General features: G+C 51.9%; 13 protein-coding genes. 3 read left to right on the top strand and 10 right to left on the bottom strand.

Annotated features, from left to right (window positions below):
• Window positions 1-107 precede the first annotated feature (107 nt).
• Together ACEW8P_RS03905 and secA are read right to left on the bottom strand one after the other, a co-directional pair.
• The gene (locus ACEW8P_RS03905) at window positions 108-770 is read right to left on the bottom strand and encodes a phosphatidylserine decarboxylase family protein (RefSeq protein WP_373511801.1); all 663 of its coding nucleotides are present in this window, start codon (window positions 768-770) and stop codon (window positions 108-110) included.
• Window positions 771-911: 141 nt separating this feature from the next.
• Entirely contained in the window at window positions 912-4,259 is a 3,348-nt protein-coding gene (secA, locus tag ACEW8P_RS03900) for a preprotein translocase subunit SecA (RefSeq protein WP_373511800.1), read from the bottom strand.
• A gap of 537 nt (window positions 4,260-4,796) precedes the next feature.
• Between secA and ACEW8P_RS03895 the strand changes: the two genes are divergently transcribed.
• Entirely contained in the window at window positions 4,797-5,687 is an 891-nt protein-coding gene (locus tag ACEW8P_RS03895; RefSeq protein ID WP_373511799.1) for a sugar phosphate isomerase/epimerase family protein, read from the top strand.
• 91 nt (window positions 5,688-5,778) lie between these two features.
• Here the strand turns inward: ACEW8P_RS03895 and ACEW8P_RS03890 are convergent, their stop codons facing one another.
• The 5 genes from ACEW8P_RS03890 to ACEW8P_RS03870 all read right to left on the bottom strand — a co-directional run bounded on the left by ACEW8P_RS03890 (window position 5,779) and on the right by ACEW8P_RS03870 (window position 11,760).
• Complete coding sequence (locus ACEW8P_RS03890; RefSeq protein ID WP_373511798.1) at window positions 5,779-6,159, bottom strand: DUF423 domain-containing protein; 381 nt, start codon at window positions 6,157-6,159, stop codon at window positions 5,779-5,781.
• Window positions 6,160-6,251: 92 nt separating this feature from the next.
• The gene (locus ACEW8P_RS03885) at window positions 6,252-7,274 is read right to left on the bottom strand and encodes a hypothetical protein (protein ID WP_373511797.1); all 1,023 of its coding nucleotides are present in this window, start codon (window positions 7,272-7,274) and stop codon (window positions 6,252-6,254) included.
• Window positions 7,275-7,276: 2 nt separating this feature from the next.
• On the bottom strand, window positions 7,277-8,566 hold the full coding sequence (gene rodA / locus ACEW8P_RS03880; protein WP_373511796.1) for a rod shape-determining protein RodA: 1,290 nt from the start codon (window positions 8,564-8,566) through the stop codon (window positions 7,277-7,279).
• Window positions 8,567-8,688: 122 nt separating this feature from the next.
• On the bottom strand, window positions 8,689-10,629 hold the full coding sequence (locus ACEW8P_RS03875) for a penicillin-binding transpeptidase domain-containing protein (RefSeq protein ID WP_373511795.1): 1,941 nt from the start codon (window positions 10,627-10,629) through the stop codon (window positions 8,689-8,691).
• A gap of 120 nt (window positions 10,630-10,749) precedes the next feature.
• The gene (locus ACEW8P_RS03870) at window positions 10,750-11,760 is read right to left on the bottom strand and encodes an SMP-30/gluconolactonase/LRE family protein (RefSeq protein WP_373511794.1); all 1,011 of its coding nucleotides are present in this window, start codon (window positions 11,758-11,760) and stop codon (window positions 10,750-10,752) included.
• Window positions 11,761-11,993: 233 nt separating this feature from the next.
• Between ACEW8P_RS03870 and ACEW8P_RS03865 the strand changes: the two genes are divergently transcribed.
• Window positions 11,994-13,160 carry a glycosyltransferase family 2 protein gene (locus ACEW8P_RS03865; protein WP_373511793.1) on the top strand — a complete coding sequence of 389 codons (1,167 nt, stop codon included), beginning with the start codon at window positions 11,994-11,996 and terminating at the stop codon, window positions 13,158-13,160.
• 2 nt (window positions 13,161-13,162) lie between these two features.
• Here ACEW8P_RS03865 and ACEW8P_RS03860 read toward each other — a convergent pair whose 3' ends face one another.
• The 3 genes from ACEW8P_RS03860 to ACEW8P_RS03850 are packed head-to-tail and all read right to left on the bottom strand — an operon-like array spanning window position 13,163 to window position 15,645.
• Window positions 13,163-13,759 (bottom strand): class I SAM-dependent methyltransferase, encoded by a 597-nt coding sequence (locus ACEW8P_RS03860; protein WP_373511792.1) that lies wholly within the window; start codon window positions 13,757-13,759, stop codon window positions 13,163-13,165.
• Window positions 13,749-14,492: a PIG-L deacetylase family protein gene (locus ACEW8P_RS03855; protein ID WP_373511791.1), complete on the bottom strand. Its 744-nt coding sequence runs from the start codon at window positions 14,490-14,492 to the stop codon at window positions 13,749-13,751. Before ACEW8P_RS03855 ends, ACEW8P_RS03860 begins: the two co-directional genes overlap by 11 nt.
• Window positions 14,482-15,645: an acyl-CoA dehydrogenase family protein gene (locus ACEW8P_RS03850; RefSeq protein WP_373511790.1), complete on the bottom strand. Its 1,164-nt coding sequence runs from the start codon at window positions 15,643-15,645 to the stop codon at window positions 14,482-14,484. The genes ACEW8P_RS03855 and ACEW8P_RS03850 overlap by 11 nt, the downstream gene beginning before the upstream one ends.
• Before the next feature lie 182 nt (window positions 15,646-15,827).
• Here ACEW8P_RS03850 and ACEW8P_RS03845 point away from each other — a divergent pair.
• Window positions 15,828-17,358: M20/M25/M40 family metallo-hydrolase (locus ACEW8P_RS03845; RefSeq protein WP_373511789.1), on the top strand; the 1,531-nt coding region annotated here is incomplete at its 3' end.

The raw sequence follows: 17,358 nt of genomic DNA, 5'->3' as shown, positions 1-17,358 counted from the left end.
ATGTGGGATCGGGTATTTGGCGTGGAAGGTATAGACCGCGCGTGGTTAGCCGGGCGACAAACGGTGTACTTGAAAAGAATGAAGGAGAAGAGTACGAAGTAACAATTTTAGGAAGGCAACTCCGCCAGTACGGTCACGCTACCGACTGTTTTATCATTCAAGTTGACCTTAATTTCAGCATCCAACGGCACGAACACATCTACACGCGAGCCAAATTTGATGAAGCCCATTTGGGTACTTTGCTGCACTTCGTCGCCCTCTTTCACGTACCAGCGGATGCGCCGGGCCACCGCGCCTGCAATCTGGCGAAACAAGATTTCCACACCTTGGGAGTTCTCGATCACGGTAGTAGTTCGTTCGTTGTCGGTACTGGATTTCGGATGCCAGGCCACGAGGTAAAGCCCGGGATGGTACTTAAAGTACTTCACGACGCCGCTAATTGGATTCCAGTTGACGTGGACGTTCAGCGGCGACATAAAGATGCTTATCTGTCGGCGCGGACCTTTAAAATATTCGTTTTCTACTACCTCTTCAATTACCACTACTTTTCCATCGCAAGGCGCAATGATACGAGCTTCATCAGAAGTAACGACGCGGCTCGGCACGCGGAAAAATTGGACGATCAGAAAGAAAAAAACGAGGCTGGCTACCAAAAGTAGCCAATGCAGCCAAACCAATTCAGGGATATAGTAGCGAACAGCCCAGTTGATTAGCAATAGGAGTAGGGCGGTACCGCCCATGATTGCGTAGCCTTCTTTATGGAGTTTCATGGGGTTAAGGAAGTTGTTTTGCAGCCGTAAAAATACAAACTCACTCTCAAACCCCCACATTTAATAAGTAAAAGCCCGGCTCTCTCACACTGAGAAAGTCAGGCTTTATTGTCAATACACAAAATGTAAGCAAGCTGAAATCTATTCCATTACCACACAAACCCCGTTTTCCACATCCTGCTCTACTTTCTTGTACTTGACATTTTTCAGAACGCGTCCATCGCGGTACTGCACCGTCACCTTCTGGTTACGGTCGGCGATTTTCATTGAGCGGACGGGCTGCTGGCGAACGGTATTTTCCATGTGGCGGGCGTGTTGGCTGGGGCCGTTGTCCTCGTAATCTTCTTCGTCGTCGCCGCGGTTGGTTTGCAAAGCCGGGCTAGGCTGGCGGCGGGCTGGTGGCCGTTGCACATTCTCGGGCGCGGTCTGCTCTTGCGGAATATCGGCCTTCATCAGGAACGAAAGCATATCGAAATTCACCTTACTTAGGAAACGCTTGAATAATTCTACGGACTCAAACTTATAAATCAACAGCGGGTCTTTCTGCTCGAATACCGCATTCTGCACCGATTGCTTCAGGTCGTCCATTTCGCGCAGGTGTTCCTTCCACTCTTGGTCGATAAGGGACAGAACGATGGCTTTCTCCATCTCACGGACAATATCGCGGCCTTCGGTTTTGATTGCTTTTTCCAGGTTCACGACTACGCCCGCCTGTCGTATCCCGTCGGTGAACGGAATCATAATTTCGGTAATTGTGGCACCACGCTCGGCGTGGATTTGCTTCAGGACGGGCAGGGCTTTCGTGGCAATCGTCGCGTTTTTTTCGCGGTAGTGCTTTTCAGTTCCCTGATAAAGCTTTTGTACCCGCTGTATCTCGTTGAGGCCGCCGTACTCGCTTTCATCGATAGGAGGTTCGATACCAAAAGCGGTCAAGGTAGCCAGCTCAAACTCGGCATAATTATTCCCGGTATTGGCTACTACATCTTCGCACACATCGAAAAGCGTGTTGGCAATATCCACGGCCAGACGTTCACCAAACAGGGCGTTGCGGCGGCGGCGATAGATGGCGTCGCGCTGGTAGTTCATGACGTCGTCGTACTCGAGCAGTCGCTTTCGGGTGCCGAAGTTGTTTTCCTCCACCTTGCGCTGGGCGCGCTCAATGGACTTGGTAATCATGCTGTGTTGGATCACCTCACCTTCTTCCAGCCCCATGCGATCCATTACTTTGGCCATCCGGTCAGAACCGAAAAGTCGCATCAGGTTGTCTTCCAGTGATACGAAAAACTGCGAAGACCCCGTGTCACCCTGTCGTCCGGCGCGACCACGCAACTGGCGGTCTACTCGGCGACTTTCGTGTCGCTCGGTGCCGACGATAGCCAGTCCGCCCGCCTGCTTGGCTTCGGCCGTCAGCTTGATGTCTGTACCGCGTCCGGCCATGTTAGTCGCGATGGTCACCGTGCCGGGAATACCCGCCTGCGACACTACATCGGCCTCGCGCTGGTGTTGCTTAGCGTTGAGAACCTGGTGCGGAATTTTGCGCAACGTCAACATTCGGCTGATGATCTCGGAATTCTCGACGGAAGTTGTACCCACCAGCACCGGGCGACCGCCCTCGACCATTTGCACAATCTCGTCAGCTACGGCGTTGTACTTCTCCCGAACCGAGCGATATACTTTATCTTCCTCGTCCTTACGGATGACGGGAACGTTGGTCGGAATCGATACCACGTCTAGCTTGTAAATTTCCCAGAATTCGCCCGCTTCAGTTTCGGCCGTACCAGTCATGCCCGCCAGCTTGTGGTACATGCGGAAGTAGTTCTGCAAAGTCACAGTGGCATAAGTCTGCGTGGCGTCCTCGATCTTCACGTTTTCCTTAGCCTCGATGGCCTGGTGCAGGCCATCGGAATAGCGACGACCGTCCATGATGCGGCCCGTCTGCTCGTCCACAATCTTAACCTTCCCGTCCATGATGACGTACTCGACATCCTTCTCGAAGAGGTTATACGCTTTGAGCAACTGGTTGACGGTATGAATCCGCGCCGCTTTTACGGTATAATCGCGAATCAGCGATTCCTTCTTCACGACCCGCTCCTGCTCATTCAAGTCGGCATCTTTTTCAATCTCATTCAACTCGACTGCGATGTCGGGCATGATGAAGAAATTGGTCTCATCCGACTCGCCCGTCAGGAAGTCGATGCCTTTTTCAGTGAGCTCGATGCTATTCTGTCGCTCGTCGATGGTAAAGTACAGCGGAGCGTCGGCTTCGGGCATCCGCTTTTGGTTCTCGGCCAAATAGATACCTTCGGTTTCTTGCAAAAGGGCTTTCATGCCGCCCTCACTGAGAAATTTGATCAGAGGCTTGTACTTAGGCGTCCCCCGGAAAGCGCGGAATAGCATCAACCCGCCATCTTCCTTGTTTCCAGCGGCAATATTCTTTCGCGCTTCGTTGAGCAGTTCCATTGTCAGCTTCCGCTGGGCGTCCACAATGCGGCCCACGCGGGGTTTCAGTTCCATGTATTCCTGCTCGTCGCCTCGCGGCACGGGGCCACTTATAATGAGTGGCGTCCGGGCGTCGTCGATCAGGACAGAGTCCACTTCGTCCACCATCGCGAAGTGGTGCTTGCGCTGCACGAGTTCCTCCGGCGAGCGCGACATATTGTCACGCAGGTAGTCAAAACCGAACTCGTTATTGGTGCCATACGTCAGGTCGGCTTTGTAAGCATTGCGGCGGGCCAGCGTGTTGGGTTCATGACGGTCGATGCAGTCCACACTCATGCCGTGAAACTCGAACAAAGGCGCGTTCCATTCGGCATCGCGCTTGGCCAGGTAGTCGTTTACAGTCACAATGTGGACGCCTAAGCCAGCCAGGGCGTTGAGGAAAGCGGGCAGCGTAGCCACCAGGGTTTTACCTTCACCCGTTGCCATCTCGGCGATTTTGCCCTGGTGCAGCACCACGCCGCCCACGAGCTGCACGTCATAATGTACCATCCCCCAGCGGGTGGGCTGACCGATCACATCCCAGGTACTTTTCCAAACGGCCTTTTCGCCCTCGATCGTCACGTGCGATTTCTTTGCCGCCACCTCGCGGTCAAAGAAAGAAGCTGTCACTTCCAGTTGTTCGTTTTCCTTGAAGCGGAGGGCCGTTTCCTTCACGATGGCGAAACCTTTGGGCAGGATTTCCTCCAAAACTTTCTCCAACTCCTTGTTTCGCTCCTCGCCCAATTCGTCGATTTGCTTGAAGATGGTTTCCTTGTTGTCCACGTCGGGTTCGTCCTCGGCTTGCTGCTTGAGCGTTTCGACCTGATCGTCGATTGGTTTGAGTTGCTCGGCGATGTACTCCCGCAGGTCGATGGCCCGCTGCCGTAGTTCGTCGTTGGAGATGGTGGTCAGCTGATCGAACTCCGCGTTGATCTTGCCCACGTAGGGTGTCAGGTCTTTTAAGTCGCGGGCAGCCTTGGTACCGAAGAGTTTACTGAATATTTTTAGCATGGTGATTTCTTGAATGTAGTAATGGAGCCGCTTCCCAATTAGTAATGTTACTAATGCATGGGACAAATCTTGAACGCAAGCGGGCGGCGAATCTTTTCTAGTAGAGGATTTTTGAAAAATAATACGCCCGGAAGCGGCTGAATGCCAGATTGTCAGTCAACCGTGGGCGCTAAACCGCAAAGTTAATTCTTTGGCGGATGGTTTAATAATTTGATTTTGGGGAGGAGACCAAGGACTTGTCTTTCAGTGATTTGACAAACAGTTTTAAGCTGAATTTAGTAAATTGAATTGCAATAGGCTGAAAACCTATACACTGTTCATAACCATTCTGCTCGAGATCAGTCTCTGATTTGTGGAAAAAAAATCGTTCGCGAAAAGGCGTCGTCGCATGTTTACTTCCACAAGTACCTTCGACGCGGCTACCCGAGCGGGTCAGAATCAATAAGCTTGATGACTGGCTCTTTTTGTTAGCTTTGCAGGATTCGATAACTACTTTGAGATAACAAATGTCTTCGTGTCAATTATAGCCAGTATTCAATGGAATTCAACCGACGAAAATTTCTCAAAACTGTTCCTCTGGGAGGAATAGCCCTGGCTACGAAAAGCGAGTCGAGGACCGATATCCAAGCTGATTCAGGCTCTGGCTATCTCAAGCTCAGTTGTAACATCTTTTCCTTCAACGACCTGCTCCGCAAAGGCGAAATGTCGTTGGAGGAAGTGTTTGAGTTCTGTTCCGACCTGGGTTTTGCGGCCGTGGATCCAACGGGCTACTACTTCCCAAACTACCCTGAGGTGCCGTCCGACGGGTATATTTTCAAATTAAAAAAGAAAGCCTTCCTCCTGGGCCTCGATATCAGCGGCACGGGCGTCCGCACGGATTTCTCGACCACGGATTCTGCCCAACGTGCCGCCGACGTAGAACTAGTACGAAAGTGGGTAGAGGTTGCGGCCAAAATGGATGCTCCCGTTTTGCGGATTTTTGCGGGTAAAGGTGTCCCGGTGGGACAAACCGAGAAACAAACGATGGATCAGGCTGTGGAAAGTATCGCACAGTGCGTGGAGTTTGGCAAGAAAGCAGGCGTGATGATCGTGGTACAAAACCACAACGAACTCTTGAAAACCGTGGAGCAAGTACTCTACATCCGCGAGCAAATCCCCTCCGATTGGCTGGGCATCAACCTCGACATTGGTAGCCTCCGTGCGGGCGATCCTTACGAAGAAGTAGCTAAACTAGCCCCTTACGCCTACACCTGGCAAATAAAGGAAAATGTCTATCGTCAGGGAGTGGAGGAAAAGACTGACGCCAAAAAAATTATCGATGTCATCAAAGCTGCAAACTACCGAGGCTACCTCCCCCTGGAGACTCTGAAAAGTGATCCGCGTGTACAGCTTCCGCTTTTCGTGTCCGAAATTCGGGCGGCTTTGTAGCTCTTTTTGAGGCACAAAGTTCCAAAGGCACAAAGTGAAATGGCGCAAGCATACTTTGAACCTCTGTGCCTTTGGAACTTTGCCCCTCTCTTCACCCCATCTTCCCCGCCGCCAAAAACAATAATATCCAGCCCGCAATCAGCAGCAGGCCGCCGATGGGAGCCACGGCTCCAAACTTGGTAATGCCCGTGAAGCAGATCGCGTAAAGCGAGCCGGAGAAAATCAGCACGCCAACCGCAAAGGCGTAACCCGCCCAGTTGAGCCATTTGACGGCTCCGGCGTCGGCTCTTGACAATAAAACCCCTACTAACACAATGGCGATGGCGTGATAGAATTGGTACTTTACTGCCGTTTCAAATGTGTCGGCCCGGCCTGAGGCCTCGAGTGAGGCTTTGAGGGCGTGAGCGCCAAAGGCACCGATTCCGACGGCGAGAGCACCGATGACGGCACCAAGTTGAAGCATGATTTTCATTTGTTATGGATTGGTAGATTTGTTGAGCAGGAAATTGATGTAGATTGCTATCTACTCTTCTGACTTTAAAAACTTTGCCCCTTACGAAAGAGCTAATGCGCAGAAAGCAGCATCAAGCTCGCCCGCACAATTTGCCCCATCGTTTGGCATTCCATGAACGCCTGATGGCGATAATGGCGGGCGAGGTCGCGACGGAGGAGGGCGACATACTCCGAGGAAGAAATTACGTCGTCGGCCATGACGTCCATAATGTCGGTGGCTCTTGACTTTTCGATGCGCATTCGGGTGGCAATTTGGGAGCGTTCCTCCATTTGGTATTGCCGTACGCTTTCGGACGTCATGTACTTCATACCCAGTTCGATAATCGTATTGTTCTGCTTAAAATACTGCGGCATATAGACCGTCTTCTTGCCTTCGTATGATTGCTGGTCGAAGTCGATGGCGCGGAAGCGGTAGTAGATTTCCTCGAAGTCGGGCGTGATATCCACCACGAAATTGCTGGAATGCATATCGCCCAGCAGCCGCACGAAACAGCGCTCGTTGAACTTCACAAACTCCTTGCAGAGCCGGATCGGGTTCAGGTTGGGGTCGCCAATGTGTGTTTTAAGAAAGGCATCGCCCGGAATCCCGGCAATGTGTTCTTCCACCAGCGACTGCCCGCTGGTCATGTAGCTGACTTGGTTGGGCGAGAAAATATCTTCCAATTCCAGACCATACACCCGCGAGGCGTCGGCATTCTTGATGTAAAAATAATCGAAGTTATCGTTGATCTGATTCACGATCCTGATGCGGAAAGGCCGCGTGTTGCCATAAGTACACAAGTCCACGCGATCCACCATCAGGTGTTTCAGGATCGACAAATCGCCATCGACTTTCAGGTGGGCATATATGGTTTTGAGCGCCTGAAAAATATCTGCCGTGTCGCCGGGATCGTAGAAAACCGAAAGCCACAGCGTGTCGTTGCCTTTAAGGTCGTAAAGTGAAATGGCGTTGGAATACCGTAGCAGATCGGTGTAATGGATTTCCAAAGGTACCTCCCGCTGGTACTTGACGAGGTACTCACGCAAATCGGTGTTGATTCGGTACGGGATTTTTTTCTTGCTAATCAGCGCCATAACTACGTGCGAGACAGGGTGTAGGGGCGCTGGGAATCCATTTTTAAGAAAATAAAGAGCAGGATAGAAAAGGACCACAGCGACGAGCCGCCGTAACTGAAAAACGGCAGCGGAATCCCAATAACTGGCATCAGGCCGATAGTCATACCAATATTGATCATAAAGTGGAAAAAGATGATCCCCGCCACGCAATAGCCATAGACCCTCGCAAAGCGGGTTCGTTGTCGCTCGGCCAGCACCGCCAGCCGCATGATGAGGCCCACGAACAGCAGAACGACCAGTGCGCTGCCGATGAAGCCGTGTTCCTCACCCACGGTGCAGAAGATGAAATCGGTACTTTGCTCCGGTACGAAGTCGAACTTGGTTTGGGTACCTTCCAGGAACCCTTTGCCCGATAGCCGCCCCGAGCCGATGGCGATTTTGGACTGAATGACGTTCCAGCCCGCGCCGCGTGGATCGGAGTAGGGATCAACTAATACCATAATGCGGCTGCGCTGGTGCTTTTGCAGGACGTTATTGATAAAAAAGTCCATCCCGAACACCACCGCAATCATCAATCCGGCTACCACCACGGTAGCCATCGTGCCGCCGCCTTTGCGCGTAGCTTTGGGCATCAGCCAGATGACCAGGCCCGCTACGACAAGGATGCCCAACGCGATGAACCACTTCAAAACCAGTAGGGTCAGCACGATCAGAATTGCCATGACGATGCCCACGGCGGGAATAATACCTGGCATTCCTTCGCGGTAGAGCATAATCGCGAAGGAAGCAAAAACCAGCATGGATCCCGTTTCGTTGGAGAGCAGAATGAGTAGCGCGGGAATGCCAATAATGCCCGCAATGGGGACGTAATCCTTCCAGGAGCGCGTCAGACTCACCGCCGGATCACTCAGGTATTTGGCCAAGGCCAGGCTAGTGGCCAGTTTGGCGAATTCAGCGGGCTGGATCGAAAACGACCCGATTTTGATCCAGGAACGTGAGCCGTTGATTTCGCTGCCCGCAAAAAGTACCGCGACCAGCAGCAAAACAAAAGCGCCGTAAATGACGTAAGCGAAGGTGTCGTAAAACTTGTAATCTATGACTAAAATGCAGATAATCAGCAGTACCGTCGTGCCAATCCACATCATCTGGACGCCCGCGCGGTGCGAGAGGTCAAATATATCCGTTGGTACCTCGGGGCTATACACGGCGGCGTATATGTTGAACCAGCCGATCAACACGCACAGAATATAGATAAGCACAGCGACCCAGTCGAGGTTCTGCGTTAAAGTGGTATTTTTCTTGGGAGCCACTTCTTAATTGGGAATGGGTGAATTTTGAATTAGTGAATAGGGCGGGAGAAGATAGAAGAGTAAGGGGATTGCCCAGCTTTTTGAATACCTAAACTGTCAACTGTCAACTGTCAACTAAAAAACTACTCTCCTGCCGAGGTAGTTGCTTTCAGCGCAAGGGTGGGTTTGGTCTTCTTTTCGGCAATTGGGGCAACTGGCTCCTTCTTTTTCGTGGTGTCTTTGTTTACGGACTTTTTTGGAGCGGGGAGCTCGATGTGGGGCATATAGTTTCTGTTGAGAATGTAATTCTCGATAGCCTTATTTTCCGTTTTTCCTTTCAAATAGCGCTCAATAACAAGGTTTGCTACGGGAGCCGCCGACACGCCACCCCAAACGCCGTTTTCTACGAAGGCAGCAATGGCGATCTTAGGATTATCGGCGGGGGCAAAGGCGATAAAAATACCGTGGGCCGGGCCTTTCTTGTTCTGGGAAGTACCCGTCTTGCCCGCAATCTGGACGTCAGCAATTCGCGCTAGCCCCATAACTGTCCCCCCCGGTTCTACAGCACCGATCATTCCGGGAATAATAGTTTCAAAATGTTTGCGGTCGATCCCAACTTCGTGCCGCACTTTATATTCTGGCAACGGATTGTTTTTCTTGCCTACACCGCTCACAATATGGGGGGTATAATAGTACCCTCGGTTGGCAATAATGGCCGCTACATTTGCCATTTTTAGCGGAGTAATTAATAACTCACCCTCGCCAATACTAAGTGAATACACATTGGAGAATTTCCAGCGCTTCACGCCATAGACTTTGTCGTAATACTCCACGTCGGGCAAACTACCCTTGTATTCGCTGGGCAAATCTACTCCCAGCCGCTGGCCGATGCCGAACTTACTCACCTGCTGGTGCCACTTTTCGAGCCCTACCCGGGATGCTTCGTAGGTATTAGTATGATCGTTGTTGTAAAGAATACTCTGAAACACCCGGTAAAAATAAGGATTACAAGAGTGCGCAATGGCTTGTGGAACGTTATTACCGTGACCATTACCGTGGCATTTCATTGGCACGCCCGCGTGCGTGAACCCCGTGCCAGGCTGGATGGCCCCCTGCTGCAAAGCGGTCAAAGCCTGGATCACTTTGAAGGTCGAACCCGGACGATAGCTGGCCATGACCGGACGGTTGAAAAGGGGTTTGTAAGGATTATCGGCCAGTTCTTGAAAGTTTTCGGAGAAGTGGCGGGTGGCGAGTTTATTAGGGTCGTAGTTAGGGGCCGAAACGATCGCCAGAATCTGCCCGGTGCTGGGTTCAATGGCCACGACGCTGCCTACCTTGTTGACCATCAGGCTGTCGGCGTACTGCTGCAGATCGAAGTCGATGCCAGTGTAGAGGTTCTGCCCGGCTACCGCCATTGTATCCAGTTCGCCGTCTTTCCAGGACCCTTTGACCACGCCGTTCACGTTTTGCATCACGAACTTGACACCCCGGCGGCCCCGGAGTTGTTTTTCGTAGAAACTTTCCAACCCGCTTTGTCCGTAGTAATCACCCTGTTGGTAATAAAAGTCCACCTGCTTTTTCAATTGCCCCCCGGTAATCTCGCTAACGTAGCCCAGCGAGTTGGCCATAGTTGGGGCAGTGTAGGTGCGCATGGAGCTTTTGGCAAACTCGAAACCGGGGTAGTCTACCATGATGTCCTGAATGCGGGCAAAGTCCTCCCGCGACAATTGCCGGATGAACATCGAAGGCTTGTTCCGCGAGTAAGTCGCCGCGGCCGTCATCAGGCTGTCGAAGGTAGTTCGCTCTATGTTGAGCAGGCGGCAGAATTGCAACGTGTCGCGCACTTTTGCTTTGTAAGGCGTAACCAACAAGTCGTAGACTGGGGTGTTATAGACCATCAACTTGTCGTTGCGGTCATAAATTTGACCCCGGAAGGGCATCTCCGCAACTCGCTTGATGGAATTGGCCGATGATTCGATAGAATAAGTATCGTCCAGCACCTGCAAATGGAAAAGCCGGAACAGATAGGCCATTCCTATGAATCCGAAAAAAGTAATGATTACAAAACGGCGATTATCAAGCATTTAGTCCTAAAAAAAATCCAGCTCCCCAAAATTTTCCCGCGAAGTTCGTCAGAATAAGTTAGGAATCAAAGGGGTATTGTGAGTCAATACCGGAAGCATCCACTCGCAAGTTCAACAAAGTTACCACCCCGCCCCTTTGACGCTCGTTCGAATTCGGCAGAGGTAGCCGTCGGCGGTTACGTAGAGCGTTTTGCCGTCATCGCCCCAGGTGCAGTTGGCGGTGGCCTGTCCAGTTTCAATGCGGCCCAGCAAGGTGCCTTCAGGACTAAGGACTAATACACCACCAGGACCAGTGGTCCAAACATTGCCCGACTGATCTAACTTCAAACCATCGGGTAAACCCTTCAAGCCCTTCTTTACCAACGGTGTAGCGTCGTAGAAAAGTTTCCCATCGCCCAAATTCCCGTCACTTTTGACGGGATACGCCATGACCACGGCTCTATCCGGGTCGGACTGCGCTACGTAGAGAGTTTGCCCATCGGGCGAAAAAGCCAGGCCGTTCGGGCGCGTCAGGTTTTCGATGACCAAGGTGACCACTCCGTCGGGCGCAATGCGGTACACGCCGAAGATAGAGAGCTCGCGCGTGGGGTCGTCGGCTTTCTTGGGCATACCGTAGGGCGGATCGGTGAAGTAGTAGCTACCGTTACCCGAATGCTGCACCACGTCGTTGGGGCTGTTGAATCGCTTGCCCTGGTAGCGATCGGCGAGAGTGATTTTGCCGCCACCGCCCAGGGGCATGGCCGACACGCGGCGGTCGCCGTGTTCGCAGGAGACAAGGCGATTCTGCTTGTCCACTATCAGGCCGTTGCTGCCCGATTCATCGCTGTATATGGCTAGTCCAGTATAGCCGGAGGGCTTGAGAAAGACGGAAATCCCCTCTTTCTCGCTCCACTTAAAAACAGTGTTTTGGGGTACGTCCGAAAATACAAGGAATCCGCCATCTTTCACCCAGACCGGCCCTTCCGACCAATCGAAGCCCGTGGCAAGTACTTCCAGGGCATTTCCTTTTGGAATCAACTTTTCAAAGCGCGGGTCATCGTACTGAATTTTGCCCAGGGTGGGGTATAAGGCTTGGGCCGAAGTAGCAACTACAGTAAATAGGAATACGGTAGCCAGGAGAGTTGATTTCATAATTTGCCGAAAGAGGTGACTGAATACATATAGTATAAAGAAGACCCTGGAACCGTCTTTCTAACTACCCACTGCCTAGCATTATAATTCTTAATGCCAGCAGACTCCAGTTAGTCATTCCAATCAAGAAATTGATAGTACACTCCCGGCACCATTTTTTTTATCCGCACAAGGCAATTGCAGCGGATTGTTTTACGAACGAACCGACTGCCGGGCTGCAAACGAAACTGCCGATGTCCACACAAACTACTACCGAGGAAATCCCTTTTATCTGGCATAGCGCGATGCCGACGTCTCCTGATCCGGCAGCAAGAATAGTCTTTGTAGTTCCTGCAAAAGACGAAGAGGAAAGCATCGCCGACTGTATCGCGGCCTTTGAAAGTCAAAGGAACGCCAAAGGTACTCCTGTGCCGTGGTCGGTCTATGAAGTTTTGATTCTGGTTAACAATACCACCGATGCCACTGTACGGTGCGCTTTGACAGCGCGACGGCATCCAGGCATTCACATCGTATCGGTTGAGTTGCCACCGCAACGTGCGCATATTGGCTGGGCACGGCGGCTAGGGATGGACTGGGCCAGCGGGCGGTTGCAGCAGAACGGCCACACCGATGGAATCATCGTCTCGACAGACGCCGATAGCCTGATCGCCCCTGATTTCGTCTACGAGTTACGCCAGACATTCGCTAGCCCGGCGGTAGATGCGGCGGGAGCGAGTCTGGTTGTACAAAATAAACTGATAGATGGCGTGTTCGGTCACCTGAATGATTATTTCTCGTTAGAGAAAAAATTGCGTCTAAAAGCCCAACAACAGGCTGGATTCGACCTTATGCACAGTCATTTTTCGGGAGCTGGCTTCGCCGTGCGACAATATGTATACGAGGCGGTAGGCGGACTGACGCCTTTACCCTACAACGAAGACAAACAGTTTTATTACAAGCTTCTACAACGCGACGCTTTGATCAGAATGAATGACCGACTTGTCGTGCACACATCATCTCGACTCACGGGACGCACCGAGTGGGGCATGGCGGCACAACTTCGGCAATGGCAGTATCAGCAGGAAAGTGGAAAGTCGATTCTCGTTTCTTCGGCCCAGTCGCATTGGAATTATTTTCAATTACAGATGGCACTTCATGCTTATTGGTTAGTCAGAACCGAAGAAAAACTAGCCGTGGTTTGCCATTACTTGCGCGCCTACCAGATTCTGGAACCTCTGATCTTTCTGGCCAAAATCGAAGTCTCCTTATATTTTGGGCAGTACTGGTGCTGCGTGTGGGAACATCCCAAACTTGTGGAGGCCCGACAGTACACTTTCCCCGCCGTTTCTGTGAACGATAGCCTTGCCGATTTCGGAGTACTGTTATCTGGTCTTGATGAAGAAATGGAGCTACGTGCCTAAACTCACGCTTTCTCCGCTTTACGAAATACGTCGAGACGGTAGCTAGTTTCCCGCTTCCCTTCAAGATGAAGGAATTGGGCGCTTCCCTGTGAGAACTGAATGAACCGATCGTGTACCTCGTCGCCAGTCAGTGGGTAGTCCTCCACAAAGGGCGTCCAATGAACCAGCACCAAGTCACCTCCCGGTTCCAAGAGGTGCATGACTTCGTCACGAGCCTGGTCAAATTCCTTGTCGCCCCAGTAGTAAGCTACCTCGGAGAGCAATACCAAATCGAAAGTACCCTTCGGCTTTTCGCGCGGAAACTGCATGAATTGGAAGTCGATATTTTCTTTATTTAAATTACGCAGGCGGGCTCTTTCTAGCGCCTTCTCGCTTACATCAACTGCCAAAAGGTGATCGACTCGTGCGGCCAGCATGCCTGATAATACACCGATGGAACAGCCTGGTTCGAAAGCAGCTCGGTAGCGGGTCTGCGGCAAGTGCATCATTGTGTCGAGGTACTTGTGCAACTCGTATTCACGACTGGCGAAGCCCCAGGGATCGTCGGATTTAGCGTAGATTTCTTCGAAATAGTCGGGTTGCAGCGATTCATTGTTCATGGGAGCGGTAATAGTATTCAGTTGGTGTGAGAAAATGCGCCAGTACCTGCGGCTGCAGCGAAAAGGCTTTGGGGTCGTCATGGATAATTTGTCCCAATTGGGAGGCGTGAGTTTCGATCGCCTTTTTCTTTTTGAACAAAAGATTTTCGTCAAGTTCGAAAGTGAGAACCTCCACTTCGTCGGGACGGGGGACATCACTGCGTGCGGCAAGCTCGTAAAGCCAAATAGGATATTCGTACAGATCCCCTTTCCAGTTAGTCTGAAAAATTGCCGTGCGAATCAGTGCCGTTGTAGCTCGGTGATCGCAGTGCGGGTCGCGCCGCCAGGGAGTGAAAATGGCTTTTGGGTTCAACTCACGCAGTTTTTCGGCGACTTGTGTTGCCGCATCGGCAAAATAAGGTGCGCCTGGCAATGGTACCCGCGTGTCAGGGAAGCGAAAAAATTGTAATCGCTCGAAGGCTACGCCTAGACGCTGGCAAGCTCTATTGAACTCTTCTTCCCGAATTGATCGTCGTTGTTCTGGTGGAAAAGCCACGGAATTAGGGTGTGACATAGTTCCATCGCTAACCAGCCACACGTGAACAGGGATATTCTCCTCGGCTAGAGCCGCGATCAAGCCACCACAGCCCAGACTCTCGTCGTCGGCGTGAGGGGCAAGTATCAGAACCGGCCCCGGCAGATCCGAAAGTCTCAGTTTGGTTGCATTCTCTATGGCGTGGGCATCATGCATCATCGAGTCGTTTACGCCAAAGCTGAGATAAAGGCTGTGGCGCGTCGCCCACGTACTTACCTGCTGCTGCCAAAGCACCGTCGGGGTTGGGCTGGCAAAGGTAGGTTTGCAAATCGCGGATGATGCGCTCAAGGGGGTTAGGTTTCATGCAGCCCTGTACCCCAACAGAGGATAACGTAAGTTGAATAACTTCCTGACAAAGCCCGGTGATGGCCGTCCTGACCATATTGGCGTATTCCATCACTTGCTGTTCGGAGTTGTAAGCATATAGCGTATTGGCGGCGGCTCCATTCAACCACTGATTTCCGCCTTCCACCGCGATGGCGAGTTGGCCAAGGCGGTGCAGTTGGTACGGATGGTCCACGCGCTCGCGTGCTTTCAACTGACGGCGGACGTGCTCGAACAAAGCCTCCGCACCACCTAAATGCACCGCCGCAAAGCGTACCGCACCGCCGCTGAAAGCAGGTTGCTGGTGGTAGTCGTTGGGCTGACCCAGCAGATCGGATTTCTTTAACCGAATGCCTGTATAATCAACTTTATAACTGGCCGAGGCTGTCATTCCCATCGGCTGCCAAAAACTAGGATCGATGCGTTCCTCCGCTACTTTTTCCAACGGCACGACTACCATCTGCCAGCCCAGGTTTTCGGCGCCGGACAGCAAATGGCCAGTAATGATCATCTGATCTACTTGACCCGCACCCGAGCAGAAAGTTTTACTGCCTTCTATCTCGTACTCGTCATCGGAAATCTGATGTACCTTAATGCCGTCTTGAGATTCGGTGTTCCAAATACCAAAAAGCTGCTGTTGTTCCGTGGCGCATTCAGCCCAATATCGTTTTTGCTGAGAAGTACCGTACAACTGAATCAGGTGGAGTGCATTGGCATGGCCTTCATAAATGCGACCTGCGGGCAAACTACCTCTTCCTACGACTTTGAGAAGCAGCAGTAAACGATGGAAAGCCACTTGGGCTGATGCATAGTCGGCGGCCTGTAGGGGATCGTATTCCGCCAGGAGGGGCAAAGCTAGTAGCCCCTCGTTGCGGATTACAGAAAAAGTCTCGTGCGGGAAATCGGTATCCGTGGTTTGGGTCTTGAAGTTATCAAAACGGGCAACCAATTCCTCTACTTCGGAAAGAAAAGTTTTCGTTGCGGTCATTATTTGGGCTAACATCCTGGAAAGCGTTTGTTAGCCTGTTTCAGTTAAAAAGAAGTGCCAACTCATCCGCTAAAAGGATCTGGGTAGCCCAGTCGTTTATTTTAGCAGATCGAAAACGGATGTCCGGGATTACTTTTCATGTTATTTTTAGCGAAAATCATTCTTCACCACAATTCAAATCCGTGAAAAAATTTATACTTTTTTCTTTGCTCACAGTCTTGGGAGTCCGCTTGGCTGCGGCCCAGTCACCCGAAACGCTGAAAATTCGGCAATACGGCGCCCAAAACGCCGATAAAATCATCCGCGAGTTCAGTGCCTTCCTTGCCCTGCCCAACGTCGCCCGCGACACGATCAATATCAGGAAAAATGCCGCTGCGATTATGGACATGATGCAAAAACGCGGCATCGCCAATGTGCAGCTTTTGTCGCCCGCCACGGCGGGAGCGCCTCAGGCAGTATTTGGCGAAGTGAAAGTACCGGGGGCAACCCAAACACTAATTTTTTACGCCCATTACGATGGCCAGCCTGTCAATCCCGCGCAGTGGGCCACCGGACTCGAACCGTTCGGACCAAAGCTTTACACGGGAGCCATTGACAAAAATGGTAAGAACATTCCCTTTCCCTCCGATGGCAAGTACGATCGGGATTGGCGCATCTATGCCCGCTCGGCTTCCGACGATAAGGCGGGCGTCTATACTATCCTGAATGCCTACCAGGCTGTGGTAAAAAGTGGCTTCAAACCTACTTCAAATCTCAAATTTTTCTTTGAAGGCGAGGAAGAAGCCGGGTCGCCACACCTGGACGAGATACTGGAAAGGCACAAATCACTTTTGGCCTCCGATCTGTGGATCATCTGCGATGGTCCCGTGCATCAGTCTGGCAAGAAGCAGATCGTCTTCGGCGTGCGGGGCGATGCCCACCTCGACCTAACCGTGTACGGTCCCAAGCGTCCCCTGCACAGCGGTCACTACGGCAACTGGGCGCCCAACCCCGCCCTGATGCTGGCCAAATTGCTTAGTTCCATGAAAGGCGACGACGGCCGGGTAACCATCAAAGGTTTCTACGATGACGTGACGCCGCTCAGTGCTTCCGAGAAGAAGGCAATGCGGGAAGTACCCTCGGTGGAAGCGCAAATGAAGGGCGAGCTAGGAATAAGCGCGACCGAAATGCCGGAAACAGCATTGAATGAGGTAATCGGCCTACCATCGCTGAACATCAACGGGATGCAAAGTGGTAATGTGGGTAAAATGGCCTCCAACCAAATCCCGACCTACGCTACTGCCGTGCTGGACCTACGGCTGGTGCTGGGCAACGACGCGCAGCGACAGCAGCAAAAGGTAATCGATCACATCGTGGCCCAGGGCTACTACGTCATTGACCACGACCCCACCGACGCCGAACGGGCAAAGTACCCGAAAATCTGCAAGGTTATCCCCGGCAATGATGGCTACAACGCCCAGCGTACGTCTATGGATTTGCCCATCGCCCGGAAAGTCATCGCCGCCGTGCAGACCACCACCCCCGATCCGTTAGTGCTACAACCTACCTCGGGCGGTAGTTTGCCGCTGTATCTATTTGAGAAATTTCTGAATGCCAAAACAATGACCGTCCCCATTGCCAATCACGATAATAATCAACACGCCGAAAACGAGAATATCCGGCTGGGGAATTTGTTCGATGGCCTGGAAACGATGGCGGCGGTGATGCTGATGC

Source organism: Persicitalea sp. (assembly GCF_041751555.1).
In the GTDB taxonomy this organism is placed as follows: Bacteria; Bacteroidota; Bacteroidia; order Cytophagales; family Spirosomataceae; genus Persicitalea.
This window is presented reverse-complemented; position numbering and strand designations above follow the sequence as displayed.

Coding starts and splice junctions, on each gene's coding strand:
- ACEW8P_RS03905 (WP_373511801.1), bottom strand. CDS start 770: ATGAAACTCCATAAAGAAGGCTACGCAATCATGGGCGGTACCGCCCTA.
- secA (WP_373511800.1), bottom strand. CDS start 4,259: ATGCTAAAAATATTCAGTAAACTCTTCGGTACCAAGGCTGCCCGCGAC.
- ACEW8P_RS03895 (WP_373511799.1), top strand. CDS start 4,797: ATGGAATTCAACCGACGAAAATTTCTCAAAACTGTTCCTCTGGGAGGA.
- ACEW8P_RS03890 (WP_373511798.1), bottom strand. CDS start 6,159: ATGAAAATCATGCTTCAACTTGGTGCCGTCATCGGTGCTCTCGCCGTC.
- ACEW8P_RS03885 (WP_373511797.1), bottom strand. CDS start 7,274: ATGGCGCTGATTAGCAAGAAAAAAATCCCGTACCGAATCAACACCGAT.
- ACEW8P_RS03875 (WP_373511795.1), bottom strand. CDS start 10,629: ATGCTTGATAATCGCCGTTTTGTAATCATTACTTTTTTCGGATTCATA.
- ACEW8P_RS03870 (WP_373511794.1), bottom strand. CDS start 11,760: ATGAAATCAACTCTCCTGGCTACCGTATTCCTATTTACTGTAGTTGCT.
- ACEW8P_RS03865 (WP_373511793.1), top strand. CDS start 11,994: ATGTCCACACAAACTACTACCGAGGAAATCCCTTTTATCTGGCATAGC.
- ACEW8P_RS03860 (WP_373511792.1), bottom strand. CDS start 13,759: ATGAACAATGAATCGCTGCAACCCGACTATTTCGAAGAAATCTACGCT.
- ACEW8P_RS03855 (WP_373511791.1), bottom strand. CDS start 14,492: ATGATGCATGATGCCCACGCCATAGAGAATGCAACCAAACTGAGACTT.
- ACEW8P_RS03850 (WP_373511790.1), bottom strand. CDS start 15,645: ATGACCGCAACGAAAACTTTTCTTTCCGAAGTAGAGGAATTGGTTGCC.